Origin of the sequence: Pseudoclavibacter sp. VKM Ac-2867 (assembly GCF_015351275.1) — a bacterium.
Classification (GTDB): domain Bacteria; phylum Actinomycetota; class Actinomycetes; order Actinomycetales; family Microbacteriaceae; genus Pseudoclavibacter.
On sequence record NZ_JADKSL010000003.1, the window covers coordinates 134,802 to 156,796 of the forward strand.

A 21,995-nucleotide genomic window follows, 5' to 3' on the forward strand; every position below is an offset into this window, starting at 1 on the left:
CGGGGGACAGCTGAGAGAGAGCATCAAGCGCGAACGCAGCAGCGGGTTGCGCTTCCCCTAATTCCACGGAGTCTCACCGGATGGCCGACCTGGATTCGAACGAAGGAGAACGCGCGCGCCGTATCGTCATCCACAGCACCGTGTGGTCAGTTCCGATTTTCAGTGCCGCTGTCGCGACTCCGACTGTTGCTGCGTCGAGTGGGTGTGCGAGCGGAGCTATCGTGTGGAGCGACCCTGGATTTGTGCGTGTTTCCAGTATGTCGGGACACGGAACCGTGACCGCTACTGGACCGAGCGGCAGTGCACTGATCGACTATCAGATCACCTCCAGCGTCCAGGCCAATGGTGCCCTCAGCCCAGACTCCGAGCATCTCAGTCCGAACGGCCAGGGACTCAAACTCGACTCGACACCGCAGGAGACCCTCGCGCCAGACGTCTTCGATCCTCACCACAGCAGCGATACACACGTCTCATTTGACGCTCCCATTCAAAATGTCCGATTTCGCATCGGTGACGTCAAGACAATGGGAACCCCCAACGCAATCGTTGCCAAGCAGTGGGTTGGTATCCGCAACATCGTCGGGCGCCAAACGGTCTCAGCAGTCGCTGGAATTGGGATGACCTACGAGACCGCTCCAGACATCTACTCCGCCCATGTCTTCGGAGGAGTGAACCCCGAGGACCCGGACCGCGAAGTCCAATTTGTCCTGGTCGGCCCCATCACCGAGTTCAGCGTCTTGTTCAAGCGCCAAGGTGTGGCTGCAGGCGGCGGCATCCACCTCACGAACATGAACTTCGACCTCGACTGCTGACCAAGACCGCCATCGCACGGACTATTCAAGAGAAACCAGGAATATGAACAATCCCCAGCCCGCCCACATCTCCCGTCGCACAATCGTCACCGCAGCGGCATGGACCATCCCTGTCATCAGCGCCGCGACAGCTGCTCCTCTCGCGGCAGCTTCGACCCCTCTGTGCACGGGCACCGCTACCGCGTCGGCAGTCGCCGTCGCCGGCAATCCCTCGGAATGGACAGCGACCGTCCCGGGAAGCGCCACGACCTACACCGTCCGGGCTGTGTCAACACTCGGGCCGGGAACGACCACTACACAAAACGGCATTTCACACAACCTCACGGACGACGGAGCAGGATGGAACGGGGAAGCCGCTGCAGATGGCAGCGACGACTACGAGTTCTCCGGCTTTGGCGCAGCTGGATCGCTCGTGCTCAATCAACGCATCGATGGCACGACCGCACCGGCCTCGACCTTGGCCCCGACGCAGACGCTCACGTTCGAATTCGTCGACAGCACGGGGGCAGCATTCACGCCGAAGAACTTCGAGCTGACGGTCTTCGACATCTCTTCGGTTGCCAACTCCGGTTGGCGAGCCACCTACTGGGACGCGGTGGGATTCAGCGTGACGCCAGAATCGATCACCCCGAGCCCAGCATCGGCCGGAGTCGGCGCAGGCACGCTCGCGGATCCATTCCACCGGGAGGGGGACAACGAGTTCACCCCCTTGGACTCGGACTTCCTCGACGTGTTCCGTTTTGCGAGCTTCCCGACCGGCTCGACGATGCTGTACACGCAGAACGGCGGGGCGCAGGGCTGGCAGTTCATCTCCATCGCCGGCCTCAAATTCGAAGTCGAGGTGCCGTGCCCGGCAGCAGATTGATCGGGATGAACGGTGCCGTTGCGAGAACCGTCTCGTGCGGGGCCAGTGCCAGTTCATCCTGACTTCGCACCTCTCCCGCGTGTGGCGCGCTGGCCACTCGTACGCTGAAACAGCCGCTTTAACGTTCAGCCCAGGCACGTCGGGGGACCTGCATTCGGGCGCCGTTGGACAGCGGTACCAGGCCCCGCCGGAATCACTTCCGGCGGGGCCTTTCATTTTGTCCGGCTCGCATCCGATGCACGGTGATGCAACGGGGCAAAGTAGTGCTTGGACGTGCGGCCCCGGGTGCACCAGCCGACCGCGACACGCTGTGCGGACTGCTCCACAACCGAACCCTCTTTTAGCCCCCGAAAACCCCCGTCTGAACCCGCATTCGGTCCGTGCGAACCCGTAGAGTTTGAGTCAGGCGGGTCGAACAGGCCCGGAAAATCAAGGAAGTCGGGGCATGCTGGTCATGCTCGGGCAGGTGGCTCAGAATCGGCAGGTTGATGGTTCGAGTCCATCTCAGGGAGCTGAATGAATCTGCTCGCGGAAACGTGGAGCGGTTCGGCGTGCATCACCAGGTCGGCGGGCGCGAGCGGAGCAATCCCTCGCGTCCGCCGATTTTCGTCTGTGCACGTCACGCGCTGTGCCAGGAGCGCCCGGAGCAGCTGTGGCTGCAGGGCAGGACCAATGTGGCGGAGCCTGAGGACAGCAGCCACACCGTTCCGTGGCGCCAGGTGAGACCCACCCCAACCAGGGTCGCGAGTCGCCGGCAACGGGCGCTAGGGTTCAGAACTATCCCCAGTGGGTGTTCCCCTGTGGCCCGCATCTCTCACGAGTTTCCGGCCGCTGCTTGTCGTCGTCCGCCTGGCCGAGACGACCAAGACGCGCAGTCCGGGTGCCGCTCCCCAGACGAAACGAACGGAACCCGACATGCGAAGCGCAACTCGCCGCCGGCTCTCCGCTCTGGTGCTGAGTGCCGCCCTGTTGGGTGCGGCGGTGAACCCGGCGATTTCCGCATCCCTGCCACCGACGCCCCCAACGGTCACCACATCCGTGGGCAGCGCTGCTGTCGATGTCGAGCAGGCGCTGAGCGCGAGTCCGCAGAGCGTCCAGTGCTACGGCTCCTCGAGCCTGAACTGGATCTGCAACGGCGCCCTCCAAGACGCCATGCCCGGGTGGAACGTCATCAACAACTCCGCTGGCGGAATGACCTCGACCGCAATCGCCACGGCGGGAGGCGTGCACCAGATGTACCTGAGCCGCGACGTCACGATCCCATCGTCCGGTTCTGTCCAGCTCGGCATCCCCGTCGGCAAGGCGTACGGCGACGAGAAGCTCGGGCGGGTTGTCATGGACGCGCAGATCGGCGCCATCAAGGGCAAGCTGAGCACCCGACCTGACTTGGATGACCCGAGCCAGCTCTGGGTGTTCACCCGAGATGAGGCCGGCACCGCAGTGTCAGTCGCGAAGAACACCCCCATCGTCTCCCTCGACAAGCCGAGCCCCGGCGCTGTCTCGATCTTCTGGCTCGGGTCGAACGACCTCGACGACCCCGAACGTGTCAAGGACGATACGGCCCGTCTGATCAAGCTGCACCAGGCCACCTCGAACGCGCCGTTCTACGTTGTCGAGCTCCCACCGGCCTGGGGTGGAAACGAGCATCCCCTCACGGCGCACCGCAAGAACATCAACACCTGGATCAGGCAGCACTATGGACAACGCGTCATTCCCCTTGCCGACTATCTCTCGAACGGGGCGCTCTACGACGCGGGTCTCGTTCCCACTCAGGCCGACCGCGACAGCATCGCCCGTGGCCTCAATCCCCGTTCGTTCTGGATGTCGGAGAGCGACCTGACGCACATGAACAGCACCGGACAGAAGGTCGCGGCAAGGTACTTTGCGACGTTCGCGCGAGACGGGAACACGTACAGCGCCGCGGTCAAGCAGTTTGAAGCACGGTCAACCGTGAGTATCTCGGTGAATGGGAGCATGATGACCGTCTCCGGCCACGCATTCGATTCCTCGGACCTCTTCAGGTCGATTCCCGTCGGTATCACCGTGAATGGAGTCTGGAACACCACCATGGCCTCACGCGCTTCGACGCATCTCTACGAGTACGGCATCCCAGGGCGACACACCTATTCGATGACCTTCGACCTGAGACCCGGCGAATACTCCATCTGCACGGTGGGCATCAACTTCGGCGCAGGCAGGGATTATTTCCCGCCCTGCCAGACCGTGACGGTGAGATAACCCGCGGCAGTCCTCGGGTGCCGCGGGAAACTTGGTGTCCGAGGTGATGGAGTTCTGGTCAACGGACTTGCGTGGGCACGTCGACACGTGGTCCTCTTGAGACGCCCAGCAACAAGACTCACGAAGGCGTGCAGCTGATGACGAGGAACAGCCCAGAACAGCGCCGTCTGAACTGGGCCGGGTCGCTGACCTACTCGGCACGAGCGATAGTCGAGCCCCGGTCGATCGACGAGACGGCAGGCATCGTGGCTGAGAGCGACCGTGTGCACGCACTCGGCACTCGCCATTCCTTCAGCGATGTCGCTGACTCCTCGGGCGTCCTCGTCGTCCTCGGTGGCCTCAACGCGGATCTGGTCATAGATGCGCCCGCAATGACCGTCACGCTGAGCGCCGGGGCCACCTACGGGGAGGTTGCGCCCGAGATAGACCGGGCAGGATTTGCGCTCCACAACGAGGGGTCGCTGCCGCACATCTCCGTTGGCGGAGCCGTCGCCACTGGGACGCACGGATCCGGGACTGCTCTCGGCTCTCTCAGCACCGCGGTACGCGCTCTCGAGTTCCTCGGTCCAGACGGCTCGCTTCGGACCATCGAGCGGCACTCCGCAGACTTCAACGGCGCAGTCCTCAACCTCGGCCTGCTCGGAATAGTCACGCGGGTCACCTTGGATATTCAGCCCCGCTACAGCATGCGACAGGACGCCTACGGGCCAATGCCCTGGCGCGTCTATCTCGAAAATCTAGATCAGGTTCACCGGGCGGGCTATTCGGTCAGCGCATTCACGACCTTCGACGATGCCGTCAGCGAGGTGCTCGTCAAGTCTCGAGTCCCGGAGTCCGCGGATGACATCGATGTCGAGGACGATCTGTTCGGTTCCCCCCGTCTCCCGGGCGAGCCAGACTCCGAGACCGTGACCGCCCGGGACGGCTCGGTGGGACCTTGGTGGGATCGACTTCCGCACTTTCCTATCGGCTCAGCACCGAGCGTCGGCTCGGAGCTGCAGAGCGAGCACTTCGTGCCGCTCCGCCATGCGGGGGCGGCTCTCGAGGCGATCCGTGCGCATTCCGCACGCCTGCAGCCGCTGCTGCACGTCTGCGAGCTCAGGACAATGGCGGGGGATGAGCTGTGGCTCAGCCCGACCCAGGGCGAGGACGTCCTCTGCGTGGCGTTCACGTGGAAGAAGCTCGCGGCACCCGTCCTGGAACTCCTGTCCGTCATCGAGCGCAGTCTCAGCCCATTCGAGGCGAGGCCCCACTGGGGCAAGCTCACCTCGCTCGACCGCGATGAATTCAATCATCTCTATCCGCGCCTGCCGTCATTCCGGCGCCTTGTCTCCGAGGCGGATGCGGATCGGAAATTCGTGTCCCCGTTCAGTGAGCGTCTTCTTGATATCTGAGGGGATTAGCGACGTTCACTGTGGGTAGAGCGTGCTGGAATGCGCGTAATAAGCCCCCTCGTACTGAATCGGCACTTCCGCATTCGCGCGAGGGTCCTTAGACTCGGACACGTTGCCCGTGAAGCACCAACTTGCAGAATTGCAGGAGACTCCCTTGCCGAAGTCACCCACCGCCACGTCAGACACCCACCTCGACGTCCCGGGTCGACGCGCGCGCAGAGCGAAGGAACGCCGTCGCGCCAGACTCCTCGCCGTTCCAGTCGTCGCCGCGACTCTCGGCCTCATCGCCGCCGCATCGATCGGCGCAGCTGCCGTGACGGGCGCAGTTGACGACGGCCAGTCGACGGTGCCGGTCGTGAGCTCCAAGGAGCACGACGGGGTCACCTACACCGTCTCCGGCAGCGTTCCCGGTCAACTCATCGACGCCCGCGATGTTCCTGTCGTGCAGAACACCGCCGCCGTATCCCCTGATGGCACCGTGGCACCAGGCGTCCAATGGCCCGTCGACATGAGCCTCGTGCGGATCAGCGATGGCTTCGGGCCCCGCAACTCACCGTGCTCTGGATGCTCCTCGAACCACCGCGGCCTCGATATGGCCGGCCCGCAGGGTACGCGGGTCGGGACCATCGCCAACGGCATCGTGATCGAATCCGTTCCGACCGACAGCGGCGGCCTCGGGGCCCACGTTGTCGTCGAGCACCGCATCGATGGCCTGCAGGTGCGTTCCGTGTACGCCCACCTCGTCGCAGGTTCGCCCGCGGTCAAGGTCGGCGACGAGGTCAAGACCGGACAGCTCGTGGGCCTGCTCGGCAACACTGGCGCTTCGACCGGGCCGCACCTGCACCTGGAGACCATCGTCGATAGGACCCACGTCGACCCCCAGAAGTTCCTCAATAAGTACGCGGACGGGGCTGCCGTGGACATCTTCGGTGAGGCACCGACGATGAGCCCGCCTTCAGGAAACCCAGCTGATGACGACGGTTGGGTGCCGAAGGACAGCACGTACACGCCACCGGCTGGCGACGTGCCGGACACGACCCCGCCCGCGCAGACCGCCCAGCCCTCGACGCCCCCGAAGAACACGACGTCGCCGGCACCGTCTCCCACGGAGACCGAGTCGTCCACGCCGCCGCCATCGACGTCGCCGAGCGAAGAGCCCGAGTCTCCGAGTCCAGCTCCCTCGCAATCGCAGGAGCCGGCGTCCCCGACATCGCCGACGGAGTCCGAATCGGCCGCACCGGACCAGTCGACGGCTCCCTAGACACGGAGACAGGCCACGGCCGGGAGTCGGCACGGCCAGGGCATCCTCTCAGCGCCTTTTCTCCGGGTATTCTCGACCCCCTGCCCCTACTGTTGCTGGGGATGCTCATCGGCAGTTCAGTCGGTGAGTGGAGAGATCCGAGGATGGACGAGCTGTGATTCGCACGTACAGTGCTCCGCGAGCCGATTGGCGAGCGAGGTTCGATTCCATCGGCTTCACCTTCTACGACATGGAGTCCGAGGGCGGGCGGCCGTACTGGCAGGAGGAGGCCGCCTACGGCTTCACCGGGGCCGAGATCGATGCGTTCGAGGAGGCGACGGCTGAGCTGTTCCGGCTCTGCATGGAGGCGTGCGAGCACATCGTGCGCGATCGTCGCTTCGCCGAGTTCAGCATCCCGGTCGAGCTCTGGGACCTCGTCGAGAAGTCCTGGGACGAGGACGATCCCACCGTGTACGGACGATTCGACCTCGCGTACGACGCTGCAGGCACGATCAAGCTCCTCGAGTTCAACGCGGACACACCGACGTCGCTCGTGGAGTCCGCCGCCGCGCAATGGCAGTGGCTCGTCGAGACACGGGGTGACGGTGCCGACCAGTTCAACCTCCTGCACGAGCTGCTCGTGGAGCAGTGGGTGCACCTCCGAGTGCAGCGCTGGTTCCTTCCGCAGGGCGCGCGGCTCCATCTTGCGTCGCTGCACGACGGCGGCGACGGGCAGCTCATCGTCGAGGACGCCGACACCGTTGGCTACATGGCGGAGACGGCGCGTCTCGCCGGTTTCGAGGTGAAGCAGATCTTCATGGAGGATGTGCAGTTCGATGAGGACGCCCACGGCTTCGTCGATGGCGACGGGGAGCGCATTGAGCGCATCTTCAAGCTGTACCCCTGGGAGTGGATGGTGCGTGAGGAGTTCGCGCAGTACTTCCCGACGACGCGAGCGACAACCGCCTGGGTCGAGCCGATCTGGAAGATGATGCTCTCCAACAAGCAGCTCCTGGTCGTGCTCTGGGAGCTCTTCCCCGATCATCCGCTGCTGCTCGCCGCGTACCAGACCCCCGATCGACTCCGTGGCAGGGCGTACGTGGAGAAGCCGAAGCTCGGACGCGAGGGAGCCAACGTCACGATGTACGACCTCGTGGGGCGCAGGACGGCCGAGAACGGCGGGGAGTACGGCGCGGAGGGCTTCGTGTACCAGGAGCGGGCCACGCTCGCGAACATCGATGGCAAGACGGTCATCGTGGGTTCCTGGGTCGTGGGAGAGACGCCGGCTGGCATCGACGTTCGGGAGACGAGTGGGCCCATCACGGGCGACCTCGCCGAGTTCGTGCCCCACTACATCACCGACCATGAGGAGCGACCATGACGTACGAACCGAAGCTGCGCCGCAGCCGTGGCGTGACCCTGTCCGGAATCGCCCGCCCGTCGACGACGAAGACCGTCGGTGCGATGGGAGTCGCGGCCGCCATGATGTTCCTCGCTGGCTGCAGCACCGTCCCAGATGATGGGGTCGTCGTCGAAGGAGCCGACGGCGAGAACTACGTGCTGCCCGATGGTGCGGAACGCCCGACCTACACGTCGAAGGAAGACTGCCTCGCCGACGTGAACGAGCAGATCCAGCTTCTCGAGCAGCAGGGTGAGCAGGTCGAGGGAGACGCCGAGTCCCTGTGCGAGTCGTCGAGCAGCTACGGAACCCACTACAGCTCCGCGCTCTGGCTGGGACCGGTGCTCTTCGCGTCCTCCCGCTGGAACAGCACTCGCGTGAGCTCGTGGGCACCCGTCACCTCCGGCGGCTTCGCGGCCCCCGGTTCGTCCGCCCACTCCGACGTCGCGCAGAAGGCCCCTGCGGGAGCGACCGTCGGGTCGAGGGCACCGTTGAAGAGCGGCTTCGGGGCGACGGGGAAGTCCGGGTTCGGCTCGACGGTGAAAGGTGGCGGCGGAAGCGGCGGCTCGACGGGCGGCTGACCTCTGCCAGTCTGATCGCGGGGCTGGAGAATGGGGGCATGACCTCCGCCGACGTGATCCGCTACGACGACCTCCAGCCCGCGCCCTGGCAGAACGGTCTGGGGGTGACGCGCGCCATCAGAGCCATGCCGACCGGAGGTGGCTGGTCGCTGAGCATCGCGACGATCGACCAGCGTGCCGAGTTCTCGCTTATTCCGCGAACGCAGCGTGTGCAGCTCGCGATCGACGCGGTACGTCTCGAGATCGACGGCCGGGAGGTGGTGCTCGGCCCGGGGGAACAGGCACGGTTCGCCGGCACGCAGCACGTCGTCGGGGCATCCGTCGCTGGCAGCTCGCAGGTGCTGAATCTCATGTACTCCGATGCGAGTCCCGCTCTCGAAGTGGCCGTGGTCCGAGATGCTCGGGAGCTGTCACTCGATTCCGAGGCAGTCGTCGTTCTCGACGGTGAGCTGATCTGCGGACCGCTTGTCCTCGCCCGCTTCGACACGGTGGTGCTCGAGGGATGTGCGATGGCGGCGTTCTCCGGCGGACCCGGGCTGTTCGCGGTCGTTCGAGCAGCGTCTCGAGACTGAAGAGAGTATTGCCATCTGATGGCAGGCGAGTTTTACTAGGTGGAAACAAGCGCGGTCGATCCGCGTAACGCTCCACGTCTACGGTTGCCTGCAATGAAGGAGGCAAGATGGCCGAACCCTCGACTCGAACAGTCGAACGGGCGCTCTCCCTGCTCGCGATCGTCTGCGAGCACAGCAGCCTGAGCCTGGCCGAGAGCTCGCGCCTCGCGGAACTCTCACCCAGCACGTCGCTCAGGCTCCTGCGCACGCTCGAATCCTCCGGATTCGTGCGCCGCGACGAAGCCGGTGATTTCCGCGCCGGGAGCAGGATCATGCAGCTCGGGGCGCGAGCGCTCTCGAACGACAACCTCGCGCTGCTCTGTTCGCCAGCTCTGCGCGACATCGCAGAGTCGACCGGCGAGTCGGTCTACCTCAGCGTGCCCGGTCACGCGGACCAGGCCCTCTACATCGCCATCCACGAGGGCACCCACTCCGTCCGGCACGCCAACTGGGTCGGACGCACCATTCCGTTCGAGGGCTCGGCCACCGGCCGGGTGCTTCGAGGTGAGACGCCCGCCGTCGGCTACGTCACGCTCGAGAGCGGGGTCGAGAAGGACGTCACCGCGGTCGCCGCCCCCATCGTGCTCCACGAGCGCATCATCGGCTCGCTCAGCGTGCTGGTTCCGAGCTACCGCATCACGACGACCAAGGTCGAGCGCTACGGCGCCCTCCTCAGCGGCGCGGCCGCCAGCATCCAGCACTCACTCAGCGCGACGACGTCAGCGCGCTCCGGCCCCGCCTGAGCGGTCCCGGGCAGCAGCCGTCCCCATTCCTCACTCTTTCCGGTCACCAAGGGATCACGCACATGAACGCACACGAGAACATCAGGGCCCCACGCGGGTCGAAGCTCACCGCGAAGAGCTGGCAGACCGAGGCACCGCTCCGCATGCTCATGAACAACCTCGACCCCGAAGTGGCGGAGCACCCGGAGAGCCTGGTCGTCTACGGCGGGACGGGCAAGGCGGCGCGCAACTGGGAGGCGTACGACGCCATCGTCCGCACCCTCACGACCCTGGAGGACGACGAGACGCTGCTCGTCCAATCAGGCAAGCCCGTCGGCGTCTTCCGCACCCACGAGTGGGCGCCTCGGGTCCTCATCGCGAACTCGAACCTCGTTGGGGACTGGGCCAACTGGCCCGAGTTCCGCCGACTCGAGGCTGCCGGCCTCACGATGTACGGCCAGATGACGGCGGGTTCCTGGATCTACATCGGCACACAGGGCATCCTCCAGGGCACCTACGAGACGTTCGCGGCCGCCGCCGAGAAGCGCTTCGGCGGCACGCTGGCGGGCACCCTGACGCTCACGGGCGGCGCGGGTGGCATGGGCGGTGCGCAGCCGCTGGCCGTCACGATGAACGAAGGCGTGGTCCTCATCGTCGACGTGGACGCGAGCCGGCTCGAGCGCCGCGTGCAGCACGGCTACCTCGACGAGATGACCCACGACCTCGACGAAGCGGTCGAGCGAGCGCTTGCCGCGAAGGAAGCCCGCGAGCCTCGCTCCGTTGGCGTAGTCGGCAACGCGGCGACGATCTTCCCGCTCCTCCTCGAGCGGGGCGTCGCCATCGACATGGTCACCGACCAGACGAGCGCGCACGACCCGCTTGCCTACCTCCCCGAGGGCGTGAGCGTCGAGGAGTGGAAGGCCGAGGCAGAGCGCGACCCAGTCGGCTTCACGGACCGTGCCCGCGCCTCCATGGCCAAGCAGGTCGCGGCCATGGTCGGGTTTCAGGATGCCGGGGCCGAGGTCTTCGACTACGGCAACTCCATCCGGGCCGAGGCGAAACTCGGCGGGTACAAGCGAGCCTTCGAGTTCCCGGGATTCGTGCCAGCGCACATCCGCCCGCAGTTCGAGGAGGGGCGCGGACCCTTCCGATGGGTGGCGCTCTCCGGCGACCCGGCTGACATCGCCGCCACCGACCGGGCGATTCTCGAGCTGTTCCCCGATGACGAACGACTGCACCGCTGGGTCACGGCCGCGAGCGAGAAGGTGCACTTCGAGGGCCTTCCCGCCAGGATCTGCTGGCTCGGCTACCAGGAGCGGCACCTCGCCGGGCTCAAGTTCAACGAGATGGTCGCGTCCGGCGAGCTCTCCGCGCCCATCGTCATCGGCCGAGATCACCTCGATTCCGGGTCGGTCGCCTCGCCGTACCGCGAGACCGAGTCGATGAAGGACGGTTCGGACGCGATTGCGGACTGGCCGCTCCTGAACGCGCTCCTCAACACAGCCTCGGGGGCGACCTGGGTCTCCCTCCACCACGGCGGCGGCGTCGGGATCGGCAGGTCGATCCACTCCGGTCAGGTCATCGTGGCCGACGGCACCGACCTCGCCGCACAGAAGATCGAGCGCGTGCTCACCAACGACCCCGGCACGGGCGTCATGCGGCACGTGGACGCGGGCTACGAGCACGCCGCCGATATCGCGAGGGAACGCGGACTGCGGGTGCCCATGTGGGAGGGCGAATGACCGAGCGGCGCACCGCGCTCCGCGAGGTCTCCGTCACCGAGGAGTCCTCCAGCAGTGAGGCCCGCTCGTGAGCGTGGAGTGGGTCTGGATCGAGACCCTCGTCCGCGGCGATGAGGTCCTGCGCGCTGTCAGGCTCGGCTGCGAATCCGGAGAGGTCGTCGAAGAGCAGCTCGGGGTGCCCGCCGCGGAAGGCGACCTGGTCCTCGGCACCGTCTTCCCTGCCTTCGGCAACGCGCACTCGCACGTCTTCCACCGCCTGCTCCGTGGGCGTACGCACGCAGACGGCGGGAACTTCTGGTCCTGGCGCGACAAGATGTACGCCATCGCAGGGCAGCTCACGCCCGATTCGCTGGAGCGGATCGCCACGGCCTGTTACACCGAGATGGTGGCGAGCGGATGGGGAGCCGTCGGCGAGTTCCACTACGTCCACCATCAGCCCGACGGCACGCCGTACCCCGACCACGACATGGAGCTGGCTCTCGCGCGTGCGGCCGAGACCGCCGGCATCCGCTTGACCCTGCTCGACACGTGCTACCTCGCCGGTTCGATAGGAACGGGGCTCTCGGTGCAGCAGCGTCGGTTCGGCGATGGCCGCGCAGCGCAGTGGATCGCGCGGTGGTTCTCGCTCAGGGAACGCCTCAGAGCCGATCATCCGCAGGTTGTGCTCGGCGCGGCCCTCCATTCCGTGCGCGCTGTGCCGGCGGCCGAGATCGCCGAGGTCACCCGCGCTCTCCCGGACGACGTTCCCCTGCACGTCCACCTGTCGGAGCAGGTCGCGGAGAACGAGCAGAGCCTGGCAGCCTACGGGCGCACGCCCACCGAGCTGCTCGCCGACGCGGGAGCGCTCACCCGCCGCCTGAGCGTCGTCCATGCCACGCACCTGAGCGAGCACGACATCGCGCTCCTCGGTGCAGCTGGCGTGCACGCGGTCTTCTGCCCGACCACGGAAGCCGATCTCGGCGATGGCATCGGCCCCGGCATCGAGCTCACCGCCGCCGGCGCTCTGCTGGCGATCGGCTCGGACCAGAACGCGGTCGTCGATCCCTTCCTCGAACTGCGCGGCCTCGAGGCCGGCGAACGGCTCCGCTCGCAGGCGAGGGGACGGTTCTCGCCCGGTGAGCTCACCGAGATCGGCACGACGGCCGGGTACGCGTCGCTCGGCCTCGCGCCACCCGCGACGCTGGGCGGGCCGTTCGACCTCGTCGAGGTCGACGCCGCCTCGGTTCGGACCGCGGGTTCGCGCCCCGCACAGCTCGTGCTCACGGGAACGTCGAGCGACGTGCTCCGCACCGTGGTTGCGGGCCGGGTCGTCTACGACCGCGAGAACGACGTGGCGCGAATGGCGCAGGCGGCCGCCGAGCTCGCCGTGCTCTCGGCGGATCCCTCATCCAGCGCCGACGGAATCTCAGCAGGGAGCAGCACATGAGCGCGACGGTCTTCAGGAACATCGGCGAGCTCACGACCAACGGGGACCTCGGAGTGCTGCACGACGCGGCGCTTGTCCTCGACGGCCAGCGGGTGGTGTGGGTCGGCGCGGACGCGGATGCGCCGGCGGCCGACAGCAGCTTCGACGTTGGCGGCCGAGCCGTGCTGCCTGGGTGGGTCGATTCCCACACCCACCTCGCCTTCGCGGGGGACCGGTCGACGGAGTTCGGTGCGCGAATGGCGGGGGAGACGTACACGGCGGGCGGCATCAAGGTCTCCGTCGAACGCACGCGCGCAGCGAGCGGTGGGGAGCTGCGCTCGCTCATGGCTGAGCGCATCCGCACCGCCAATGTCAACGGAACCACGTGGCTCGAGACCAAGACGGGATACGGCCTCGATGTCGAGACCGAGGAGCGTTCCGCGCGCCTTGCCGCGGAGTTCGGTCAGGATGTGACGTTCCTCGGTGCGCACGTCGTGCCGGACGGCTGGGACGCAGACGACTACGTGGCCCTCGTGACGGGCCCCATGCTGCAGGCGGTTCGTCCGTACGTGGCCTGGATGGATGTGTTCTGCGAACGAGGCGCTTTCGATGAGGCGCAGTCGAGGGCGGTACTGCAGGCCGCCCTCGACTCCGGCCTCGGACTGCGGGTCCACGGCAACCAGCTCGGTCCCGGCCCCGGGGTGAGGCTGGCCGTGGAGCTGGGGGCGGCGAGCGTCGACCACTGCAATTTCCTGGACGACGAGGACATCGACCGGCTCGCCGCGTCGAGCACCGTGGCCACGCTGCTTCCCGCCTGCGACCTGTCGACTCGCCAGCCGTTCCCCCCGGCTCGGAGCCTCATCGAGGCCGGGGCGACGGTTGCGCTGGCGAGCAACTGCAACCCGGGAACCTCGTACACGACGTCCATGGCCTTCTGCGTCGCCACGGCAGTGCTGCAGATGCATCTGAGCGTCGAGGAGGCGGTCTGGTCGGCCACGATGGGCGGTGCCGTCGCGCTGCGCCGTCACGAGGGGGAGCTGCCGATCGGAGCGCTCATGCCCGGCTTCCGTGCAGACCTCCAGGTGCTCGACGCCCCCTCGGTCACGCACCTGGCGTATCGGCCGGGGATGCAGCTGACGCAGGCGGTCTGGCAGGCGGGGGTCCGTCTCGTCTGAGCTGCGCGGCTCCGTACGGGGAGGAACAGGGCTCACTCCCATCGGAGCACCAGCCGCCAGCCGTCCGGGTCTCTGCGCAGGTCGTAGAGGCACGCGTCTGCGTCGTGCCCATCGCGACTCGCGCTGACCCGCCAGAACTCGGTGTCGAGGCGCGACGGGTCGCCCTCGCCGGCCCACCAGCGCTGCTGGACCCGCCGGTAGAACGACTGTGGGAGGCCATGCACGATGTAGGCGAAGCGCTCCCACCAGAAGACGGATGGGAGCTCGTCGACGAGTTCGACCTCGATGGGGTCGTCAAGCGCTGTGGTCATGTCGGAACCCTCGCAGGAGCCACCGACAATGACCGGGCGGTTCAGCCCTCGAGATCGTCCACGCCTGGCAGCCAGCTCTTTCCCGGCCCGCCCCAGCTGCGCTTGCGCATGACCTTGAACGCATCCTTGTACCAGGGATGCTCGAGGCGGTCGGCGTAGATGATGCCGTTGAGGTGGTCGTACTCGTGCTGCAGGATGCGCGCGAACCAGCCCTCTGCCTCGATCTCGTACTGCTCGCCGTCCAGGTCAGAGGCGCGCAGCAGCGCACGCTCTGACCTGCGGAGAGGGTAGCGCTCGCCGGGGAACGAGAGGCACCCCTCCGACTCGAGCTCGTCGTCCAGCTCGAGCAGGGACTCGGGCTCGGCCGGCGTCACGTACAACTCAGGGTTGATGGCCACGCCACGCCGCATCGTGCCATCCGCCTCCTCGTAGGAGTAGACGAAGAGGCGCTTGCCGACGCCGATCTGGGGGCCCGCGAGGCCGACACCGGGGGCCGCATCCATGGTCTCGAACATGTCCGCGACGAGCTGGCGGATCTCGGCGGTGATCTCGTCGACCGGGGCGGCAGCTTCGTGGAGGACTGGCTCGCCGTAGATGCGAATTGGGAGAGTTGTCATCCCATCAGCGTATCTTCGCGGCAACATCCCTTCACGACGCGCGCCGCACAATAGGATTGCCCATCATGACCATCGCACCCCTCAGTGATCTGGCAGTGCTTCCGGGGCTCTCCCCGGTCCAGATGATCGGCATTCCCCTCGCGCTCGTCGGCGCGGTCTTCATGTCGCTGGGCGCCATGTACCAGCACCGCGGTGTCAGCAAGGTCGAGGCCGCGAGTGGCACGAGCGGTGCCGCTGGGCTCAACCTGCAGCACCTCCTGGCGCTGCTGAGCCGACCCTCCTGGGTCATCGGCACCGTGATGCTCGGTCTCGCAGTGGTCATGCAATTGGCTTCGTTCGTCTTCTCGCCGATCATCGTGGTGCAGCCGCTCGGAGTCGTCTCCCTGCTGCTGACGACGCTGCTGACGGCGCGGGCGATCCGCCAGCGGCTCCCGAACGTGAAGATCTTCGCGGTGGCGCTGTGCATCATCGGCGTCGGCGCGTTTGTCACCGTGGCGGCGCTCTTCGCGAAGGAGGGGGCGATCTCCGATGAGCAGGTCTCGACGGTGCTCGTCCTCCTCGCGGTCGTCGTGGTCGTCTTCGGCACGGCGTTCTTCCTGCTCCGCAAGCGCTTCAAGGCCCTCATCTACGTGCTGGGTGCCGGCATCATCTACGGCTTCGTCGCGACGCTCGCCAAGATCACGATCAACCGCATCCAGCACGACAACTTCGAGTGGCTCACGCTCATCTGCCTCGTCGCGCTGCTCGTCGCGACGGGCGTCGGCGGCTACTTCGTGCAGAACGCCTATGCCTCTGGACCGCCGGACATGGTCATCGCGGGACTCACGGTCATCGACCCGATCATCGCCGTGGCCATCGCCATCGCCGTGCTTGGCGAGGCGAGCGCTGCACCGTGGTACGCCTTCGTGATGTTCATCGTCTCTGGTGCCATCGCCGTGACGGGCGTCTTCGTGCTCGAGCGGGGGCAGACCGAGGATGAAGTCGAGGCGGTCCGCCGGAGCGCAGTGGAGGGCCGTGGTGCACTCGATCTCGAGGGTCGCCGCCAGGACGCCGAGAGCCGCGCTGCGGGCACGCCGTCCGACGATGCGGACCGAGTCGAGCAGCGAATCGAGGCGCCGGGCCGTGGCGCTGCCTCGAAGCACGGGCCCGCCCGCACCATCGACCAATAGCCGAGCTTCAGCGTGTGCTGCGGCTCCGCCTCAGCGCGCGGCCAGTACCATGACGTGAGATTCCGCGAGCGACGACCACCACCTGTCGCGAGCCCAGATGAGATCGAGGTCACCACCCCGTGCCGAATGAAGGTCGTTCACCAAGCAGCACCGCCGTCGCAGCAGATGGCGAGCGGCCGCTCAAGATCCTGATCGCGGGGGACACCTTCACGCCCAACGTCAACGGTGCCGCGAAGTTCACCGAGCACCTCGCCTCCGGAATGGCCGCGAGAGGGCACGACGTGCACGTCATGGTCCCCGCCGCCAGCAGGCGTCACGGCACGTGGACCGAGCAGTACGACGGTCAGAACATCACCGCCCACCGTCTCCGTTCGCACCGCTGGTGGGCACACGACTGGCTGCGATACGCGCCGCCGTGGCGCATCCGCGCAGAGTCCCAGCGTGTGGTGGACGAGGTGCGCCCCGACGTCGTGCATTTCCAGTCGGCCGTCATCATCGGCCGCGGCGTCGCGATCGAGGCTGAGAAGCGCGGCATCCGGATCATCGGCACGAATCACCTCATGATCGAGAACCTCGTCGATCATTCGCTCCTCCCGCAGGCCCTGCGCGGGCTCGCCGCGAGCATCTGGTGGAAGGACGCGCGTTCCACTCTCGGCCGGGCGACGGCCATCACGACGCCGACACGTCGCGCCGCGGACTTCCTCGAGGCCAACGGCGGCATCTCCGATGTGCTTGCGATCTCGTGCGGCATCCGAACCTCCGACTACACCTTCGACTTCTCACCGCGTGAGGCGAAGCGCATCCTTTTCGTCGGTCGTGTGACCGGTGAGAAGAAAATCGATGTGCTGCTGCGTGCCCTCACCCTGCTCCCGGGCGACGTGCACCTCGACATCGTGGGAGGCGGTGACCAGAAGAAGAACCTGCAGTCGCTCGCGAAGCAGCTCGGGCTCGCCGATCGGGTGACCTTCCACGGCTACTTGAGCGACAAGGAGCTTCGCCGCATGTACACGCGCGCCTCCGTGTTCGCGATGCCGTCGATCGCCGAGCTGCAGTCGATCGCGACGATGGAGGCGATGGCCTCCGGCCTGCCGGTCGTCGCGGCCGACGCGATGGCGCTGCCCCACCTGGTGCACGACGGCGAGAACGGCTTCCTGTTCGAGCCCAACAACGAGCGGGACCTCGCGGAGAAGCTCTCGAGAGTGCTCTCCCTCTCCTCCTCCGAGCGGGAAGAGCTGGGTCGCGCCGGCCTCGACCTCGTGCGCATGCACGACATCGACCGCACGCTCGAGCTCTTCGAGCGCCTCTACCGGGGAGCCTCGGTCAAGGACGTCGCCCGCGACTCCGTCAACGAGCAGGATCACTCGCTCGACTGACTCGCCGCGACGGCTCTCCGTCGACGCCCGCCTGCCTCACGCTGTTTGCGGCTCGCGAGCCTCTTGCGGCGCTGGCAGGGTCAGGATGCGCGCCCCGCTCGCCGTGATCGCGATGGTGTGCTCGGTGTGCGCGGTGCGGCATCCTGTCGCGCTGCGAAGCGTCCAGCCATCGTCGTCCGTGACGAGCGTGTTGGTGTCGGCCATGACCCAGGGTTCGATCGCGAGCAGCATTCCCTGGCGGAGGCGAACGCCGCGGCCGAGGCGGCCGTCGTTCGCGACGTGCGGGTCCTGATGCATCGTCGAGCCGATTCCGTGTCCGCCGAACTCCATGTTGATCGTGTAGCCCGCGCTCGAGAGCACCGAGCCGATCGCGTGCGAGATGTCGCCCATGCGGGCATCGGGTCTCGCGACGGCGATGGCGGCCTCGAGCGCGCGCTCGGTCGTCTTGATGAGTGCTTCATCGCGAGGGTCGCGGGAAGGCCCGACGATGAAGCTGATCGCGGCATCCGCGGCGATGCCCTCAGTGATGATCGCGAGGTCGAGCGTCAGGAGGTCGCCGTCTGCGAGGCGGTAGTGGTACGGCTTGCCGTGGAGGACTGCATCGTTCACCGCGGTGCAGATGTAGTGGCCGAATGGGCCACGCCCGAAAGACGGCTCATAGTCGACGTAGCAGGAGGTGGCGCCCGCGTCGAGGATCATCGCCTTCGCCCAGCTGTCGATCTCGAGCAGGTCGGTGCCGACTCGGACGCGAGCCTTCAGATCCTGCAGGATCGTGCCGACGAGTCGCCCCGTTCGTGCGGCACGCTCGACTTCAGCCTCGTTGAGGATCTCGATCATCGGGGGACGTCCTTCCGTAGGTGCTGACTGTGCCAATAAGTATCCCGGTAAAGATATACCGGATTAGTATCGGGTCATGGTCAGACTCCCGCTCAGCCCCGAGGAGATCGAACGAGGGGAACGCCTCGGTCTTCTCCTCCGACGATCACGAGGCGACCGCGCCATGTTGCGCGTCGCGCTCGACGCGGGCGTATCGCCCGAGACCCTGAGGAAGATCGAGTCAGGGCGAGTCGCGACGCCTGCGTTCTCCACGATCGCCGCGATAGCCGGTGTGCTCGGCGTCTCGCTGGACGACGTCTGGGCTCAGATCAGCGCGCCGGAAGCCGCGGGCGACGCACCGGAAGCCGGGGCGCAGATCCGCGCCGCCGGCTGACGGCTCCTAGCTCGACTGTGCGGAACGCGCTTCGAGCGCGGATTCCAGACGCTCGACCTTGCCGTCGAGCTCGCCGCTGTGGCCAGGGCGGATGTCGGCCTTCAGGACCAGTGAGACGCGGCTCCCGAACTGCCCGACCGCTTCGGTTGCGGCCTTGACGACGGCGAACACCTCGTCCCACTCGCCTTCGATGGTCGTGAACATCGAATCGGTGCGGTTCGGGAGGCCGGAGTCGCGCACGACAGCGACCGCCGCGGCGACCGCGTTGTGCAGTGACGCATCGCCCTCTCCCGGAGAAGGGGCGTCTGGACTCGGGGTGCCGCTTGGTGCGACGGAGAAGGCAACGATCATGCTGACCATCGTGCCACGAGGGGGCCTCGAACTGGCCTGCAATCGAGACCTGAGTAGGGCGGGTGGGACTCGAACCCAGATCCCCGACGACGTGCTCGCACACTTCCAAGCCCTCATGGAGCAGCTCGGGAAGGCCGAGGCGTCGCCCGAGTCGATCCAAGCTCTCGCTGACAAGCTCGCTGATGTCATCGACGAGCGCAAGGCCGAAGTTGGCGCGCGCATGGGGGTCAGCCAGGCCACTGTCTCGGGTTTCGAACACTACGACGCGAACCCCACCCTGTCGACGATCCGCCGCTACGCCATGGCTGTCGGTGCTCGCCTGGAGATCAAGGTGAACGATGACTGCGACGCCCACCGCGCTGCTGATGATCCAGAGAGTATTTGGCGCGTGGTTGGCGGGTATGAGGCTCGACGCCCTCAATGGAGCTCACGCAAGATGGTGAGAGCTCGTGAATTCACAACCGTGAACGAGCTGCAGAGTGTCTGAGGTCAACCCGTCACTCACCGTTGAGGACCTGCTTCAGGTAGTTGAGCTTGATGACATTGTGTTGCTGGAGGTCTTCGCCCAGCGGTCAAACAAGCAGCTGAGTACCTCGAAGTTCTCCGATCTGCTCGGCGGCGACGTCGACCCCGAGTACGAGCTCGGATGCGAGAGCGAACTCAGCGGCCGCGGCTTCCGCGTTCGACTCAGGGTCACGATCGAGACAGAGGCCGGACCCGTTCGGGTTGAGGTGGCTGCGGAGTACACGCTCCAGGAGAGCCTCTTCGAGGAGTACCAGCCGTCGGTCATTCGAGAGTTCGCGCAATTCGTGGGTTTCTTTGCGGTCGTCCCGTACGCGCGCGAGGCCGTCGCGTCGGTCACGCAAAGAGTTTTTGGGGCCGGATTGCTGATGCCAATCATCAAGCGCGAAGAGATCGAACTCATCCAGGAATCAGCTGGAGACAGCGAAGCAACACCCGGCGACTCGATCACCCCCGAGGGAGACTGAGGCAGTTCCCTGTCGCCGCCTCATCTCCTTCGGGAGGTGGGGCGCTTTCGTGCGTCCAGGGCCTGAAACACACCCTGCGGTGCCTCTATGATCAGGTCAGCTCCATCACTGCTGATCGGCTTTCGCCTCCCCCCCCCCCGGAGGCGCACAACAGAAAAGACCCCATGGCTGAGACTTCCCCCATCTCGCGTCGCTCCGCGCTCACCGTCGGTGCGTGGACCATCCCGGTGCTCGCATTGACGGTGGCCGCTCCGGCGAGAGCCGCGTCTGCCGAGGAGGAGTTCACTCTGAACATCCTCACGCCCCAGGCGACGAATGGGCAGGGCACGCAGGTGCGCGTCAACATCCCGGCAAGCGCCGCTCAGGCGTTGGAATTCGGAGGTGTGCAACTCACCTATTCGCGGACAGCAGGAACCGGAGCGCTGTCAGCCAGCAGCGGGCCGGTTGGGTGGGAGCAACAGCAGCTTTCGCCGACTTCGCTCCAGTTCTACAGCACCTTCGAGGCCGTAGTTGGCGAGGGCACGTTCCAGTGTCAGCTCTTCGGGCCGTCCGTCTGGGATGTGGAACTTGCATGGCAAAGCGAGCCGTCTGGCACGCTGACTGGCCAGATCAACGTCGCCGCCCCCGCCTGACCAACCCGGTCGGTCGCTCGACGTCGATTCCGCCCCTTCCGGACTGTGGGGAGGGGCGGTTTCGTGAGTTCACCACCCCTTCTTCCTCGTCGCCCGCTGGGCCATGTAGAGCAGCGCGATCGAGAGCTCGGAGGTCAGGCGCTCGGCGGCAAGCGCGTCGCCCTCTAGCGTCACCGTGCCGCGAATCTGCGCGTTGCCGTGCGAGATGGCCGACTCCTTCTCGCTCATGGTCCCGACCTCGAGGGCGTGCCGCACCTCGGCGCGCACGCCGCCCTCGGTCACCCACTGCAACATGTCCAGGCACTCGTTGAACACCTCGACCGGCTCGTGCAGGATCGGCTCGTACGTGTCGCCGTCGACGGGCCTCGTCGCCACCGGGCACCAGCAGACGATGCGCTTCGAGCACTTCGAGTCGACCCGCTCCCGGACCGTCTCGCACCGCACCGCCAGCGAGTCGAGGGTGACTTCGGCGGTGAGCTGCACGGCTGGTTCGTTCATGCCGTGGATGCTCGCACGGGCCACCGACTGTGACCTCTCCGTGCATTGTCGGTGGTCGGTCGTAGCCTGCCGGCATGCTCACTCACCTTGAGCGCAGCCTCCTCGAGTTCGAGGCAGCGCACCTCAGACACACAGTGGCGAAGCAGGACGCCATCCGCCAGCACGGCTTCGCGTCGTCGCCCACGGCCTAGTACACGATGCTCAGGGCGGTGCTCGCGAACTCCGAAGCGGTCGAGGTGTTTCCGCAGCTCGCCGCCTGGCATAAGCCGGCCGCCGACGCTCGCGCCGGGACGAAGGAACGACGACGCATCGAGCGGATGGAGAGCGCCTCGCAGAGAGTGAGGAACGAGCTTGCGAGCTAGCGCCGTTTCAGAGTGCGGGCAAAATGTGGGCAGAGGCTCTTCTGCTGCACCAGCGAAGGCCCCCGACTTCCGCGCTATTGCAAGGGAGTGGAGGCCTTAGTCCGAAGTAGGGCGGGTGGGACTCGAACCCACGCATCGTCCAGTTATGAGCCGGATGCCTTAACCAGCTTGGCTACCGCCCCAAGCGCTGTCGATTGTATCCAGAATTCGCGCACACGTGCGGTGGGCGACGGGCTCGACGGGCGCAGGTCTAGACTGATGCCCCAGAAGCGGGGGCGGAGCCGACCTCGGATGCATGA

At 66.4% G+C, this 21,995-nt stretch carries 23 protein-coding genes and 1 tRNA gene; 18 read left to right on the top strand and 6 right to left on the bottom strand.

Annotated features, from left to right (window positions below; all coding sequences use genetic code 11):
• The first annotated feature begins 80 nt into the window (after positions 1 to 80).
• The 12 genes from ITJ67_RS04995 (at position 81) to hutI (ending at position 14,184) form a co-directional block, all read left to right on the top strand.
• On the top strand, positions 81 to 812 hold the full coding sequence (locus tag ITJ67_RS04995) for a hypothetical protein (RefSeq protein ID WP_194676956.1): 732 nt from the start codon (positions 81 to 83) through the stop codon (positions 810 to 812).
• A 265-nt stretch (positions 813 to 1,077) separates the two neighbouring features.
• Entirely contained in the window at positions 1,078 to 1,677 is a 600-nt protein-coding gene (locus tag ITJ67_RS05000; RefSeq protein WP_194676957.1) for a hypothetical protein, read from the top strand.
• A gap of 915 nt (positions 1,678 to 2,592) precedes the next feature.
• Positions 2,593 to 3,915: an SGNH/GDSL hydrolase family protein gene (locus ITJ67_RS05005; protein ID WP_194676958.1), complete on the top strand. Its 1,323-nt coding sequence runs from the start codon at positions 2,593 to 2,595 to the stop codon at positions 3,913 to 3,915.
• Between the two features lie 137 nt (positions 3,916 to 4,052).
• The gene (locus ITJ67_RS05010) at positions 4,053 to 5,309 is read left to right on the top strand and encodes an FAD-binding protein (protein WP_194676959.1); all 1,257 of its coding nucleotides are present in this window, start codon (positions 4,053 to 4,055) and stop codon (positions 5,307 to 5,309) included.
• Between the two features lie 154 nt (positions 5,310 to 5,463).
• Entirely contained in the window at positions 5,464 to 6,570 is a 1,107-nt protein-coding gene (locus tag ITJ67_RS05015) for a M23 family metallopeptidase (protein WP_194676960.1), read from the top strand.
• 154 nt (positions 6,571 to 6,724) lie between these two features.
• Complete coding sequence (locus tag ITJ67_RS05020; protein WP_323741391.1) at positions 6,725 to 7,930, top strand: glutathionylspermidine synthase family protein; 1,206 nt, start codon at positions 6,725 to 6,727, stop codon at positions 7,928 to 7,930.
• Positions 7,927 to 8,529, top strand: coding sequence for a hypothetical protein (locus ITJ67_RS05025; protein WP_194676961.1), 603 nt, complete (start codon positions 7,927 to 7,929; stop codon positions 8,527 to 8,529). The genes ITJ67_RS05020 and ITJ67_RS05025 overlap by 4 nt, the downstream gene beginning before the upstream one ends.
• Before the next feature lie 38 nt (positions 8,530 to 8,567).
• Entirely contained in the window at positions 8,568 to 9,101 is a 534-nt protein-coding gene (locus ITJ67_RS05030; RefSeq protein WP_194676962.1) for a HutD family protein, read from the top strand.
• 107 nt (positions 9,102 to 9,208) lie between these two features.
• Entirely contained in the window at positions 9,209 to 9,883 is a 675-nt protein-coding gene (locus ITJ67_RS05035) for an IclR family transcriptional regulator (protein WP_194676963.1), read from the top strand.
• Positions 9,884 to 9,945: 62 nt separating this feature from the next.
• Complete coding sequence (gene hutU, locus ITJ67_RS05040) at positions 9,946 to 11,604, top strand: urocanate hydratase (RefSeq protein ID WP_194676964.1); 1,659 nt, start codon at positions 9,946 to 9,948, stop codon at positions 11,602 to 11,604.
• A gap of 67 nt (positions 11,605 to 11,671) precedes the next feature.
• Complete coding sequence (locus tag ITJ67_RS05045; RefSeq protein ID WP_323741392.1) at positions 11,672 to 13,030, top strand: formimidoylglutamate deiminase; 1,359 nt, start codon at positions 11,672 to 11,674, stop codon at positions 13,028 to 13,030.
• Entirely contained in the window at positions 13,027 to 14,184 is a 1,158-nt protein-coding gene (hutI, locus tag ITJ67_RS05050; RefSeq protein WP_194676965.1) for an imidazolonepropionase, read from the top strand. Before ITJ67_RS05045 ends, hutI begins: the two co-directional genes overlap by 4 nt.
• A 32-nt stretch (positions 14,185 to 14,216) precedes the next feature.
• Here the strand turns inward: hutI and ITJ67_RS05055 are convergent, their stop codons facing one another.
• Together ITJ67_RS05055 and def are read right to left on the bottom strand one after the other, a co-directional pair.
• Positions 14,217 to 14,495 (bottom strand): hypothetical protein, encoded by a 279-nt coding sequence (locus ITJ67_RS05055; RefSeq protein WP_104241425.1) that lies wholly within the window; start codon positions 14,493 to 14,495, stop codon positions 14,217 to 14,219.
• Positions 14,496 to 14,536: 41 nt separating this feature from the next.
• Complete coding sequence (gene def / locus ITJ67_RS05060) at positions 14,537 to 15,112, bottom strand: peptide deformylase (protein ID WP_194676966.1); 576 nt, start codon at positions 15,110 to 15,112, stop codon at positions 14,537 to 14,539.
• A gap of 65 nt (positions 15,113 to 15,177) precedes the next feature.
• Here def and ITJ67_RS05065 point away from each other — a divergent pair, with 65 nt between their 5' ends.
• Together ITJ67_RS05065 and ITJ67_RS05070 are read left to right on the top strand one after the other, a co-directional pair.
• The gene (locus tag ITJ67_RS05065; protein WP_194676967.1) at positions 15,178 to 16,281 is read left to right on the top strand and encodes a DMT family transporter; all 1,104 of its coding nucleotides are present in this window, start codon (positions 15,178 to 15,180) and stop codon (positions 16,279 to 16,281) included.
• Between the two features lie 119 nt (positions 16,282 to 16,400).
• Entirely contained in the window at positions 16,401 to 17,654 is a 1,254-nt protein-coding gene (locus ITJ67_RS05070) for a glycosyltransferase (protein WP_323741393.1), read from the top strand.
• A gap of 36 nt (positions 17,655 to 17,690) precedes the next feature.
• Here ITJ67_RS05070 and map read toward each other — a convergent pair whose 3' ends face one another.
• Positions 17,691 to 18,491, bottom strand: coding sequence for a type I methionyl aminopeptidase (gene map, locus ITJ67_RS05075; RefSeq protein WP_194676968.1), 801 nt, complete (start codon positions 18,489 to 18,491; stop codon positions 17,691 to 17,693).
• Between the two features lie 76 nt (positions 18,492 to 18,567).
• Between map and ITJ67_RS05080 the strand changes: the two genes are divergently transcribed.
• Positions 18,568 to 18,864: a helix-turn-helix domain-containing protein gene (locus ITJ67_RS05080; RefSeq protein ID WP_160072063.1), complete on the top strand. Its 297-nt coding sequence runs from the start codon at positions 18,568 to 18,570 to the stop codon at positions 18,862 to 18,864.
• Positions 18,865 to 18,870: 6 nt separating this feature from the next.
• Here ITJ67_RS05080 and ITJ67_RS05085 read toward each other — a convergent pair whose 3' ends face one another.
• Positions 18,871 to 19,215 carry a thiamine-binding protein gene (locus ITJ67_RS05085; RefSeq protein WP_160072061.1) on the bottom strand — a complete coding sequence of 115 codons (345 nt, stop codon included), beginning with the start codon at positions 19,213 to 19,215 and terminating at the stop codon, positions 18,871 to 18,873.
• A 115-nt stretch (positions 19,216 to 19,330) separates the two neighbouring features.
• Here ITJ67_RS05085 and ITJ67_RS05090 point away from each other — a divergent pair, with 115 nt between their 5' ends.
• From ITJ67_RS05090 to ITJ67_RS05100, 3 genes are all read left to right on the top strand, one after another.
• A complete protein-coding gene (locus tag ITJ67_RS05090) occupies positions 19,331 to 19,702 on the top strand; it encodes a helix-turn-helix domain-containing protein (protein ID WP_194676969.1) in 372 nt (123 codons plus the stop codon).
• Positions 19,695 to 20,204 carry a hypothetical protein gene (locus ITJ67_RS05095; protein ID WP_160072059.1) on the top strand — a complete coding sequence of 170 codons (510 nt, stop codon included), beginning with the start codon at positions 19,695 to 19,697 and terminating at the stop codon, positions 20,202 to 20,204. Before ITJ67_RS05090 ends, ITJ67_RS05095 begins: the two co-directional genes overlap by 8 nt.
• Before the next feature lie 164 nt (positions 20,205 to 20,368).
• Complete coding sequence (locus ITJ67_RS05100) at positions 20,369 to 20,836, top strand: hypothetical protein (RefSeq protein ID WP_194676970.1); 468 nt, start codon at positions 20,369 to 20,371, stop codon at positions 20,834 to 20,836.
• 69 nt (positions 20,837 to 20,905) lie between these two features.
• Here the strand turns inward: ITJ67_RS05100 and ITJ67_RS05105 are convergent, their stop codons facing one another.
• On the bottom strand, positions 20,906 to 21,334 hold the full coding sequence (locus tag ITJ67_RS05105; RefSeq protein ID WP_194676971.1) for a hypothetical protein: 429 nt from the start codon (positions 21,332 to 21,334) through the stop codon (positions 20,906 to 20,908).
• Positions 21,335 to 21,803: 469 nt separating this feature from the next.
• Positions 21,804 to 21,878: transfer RNA gene (locus tag ITJ67_RS05110), tRNA-Ile, on the bottom strand.
• Positions 21,879 to 21,995: the final 117 nt, after the last annotated feature.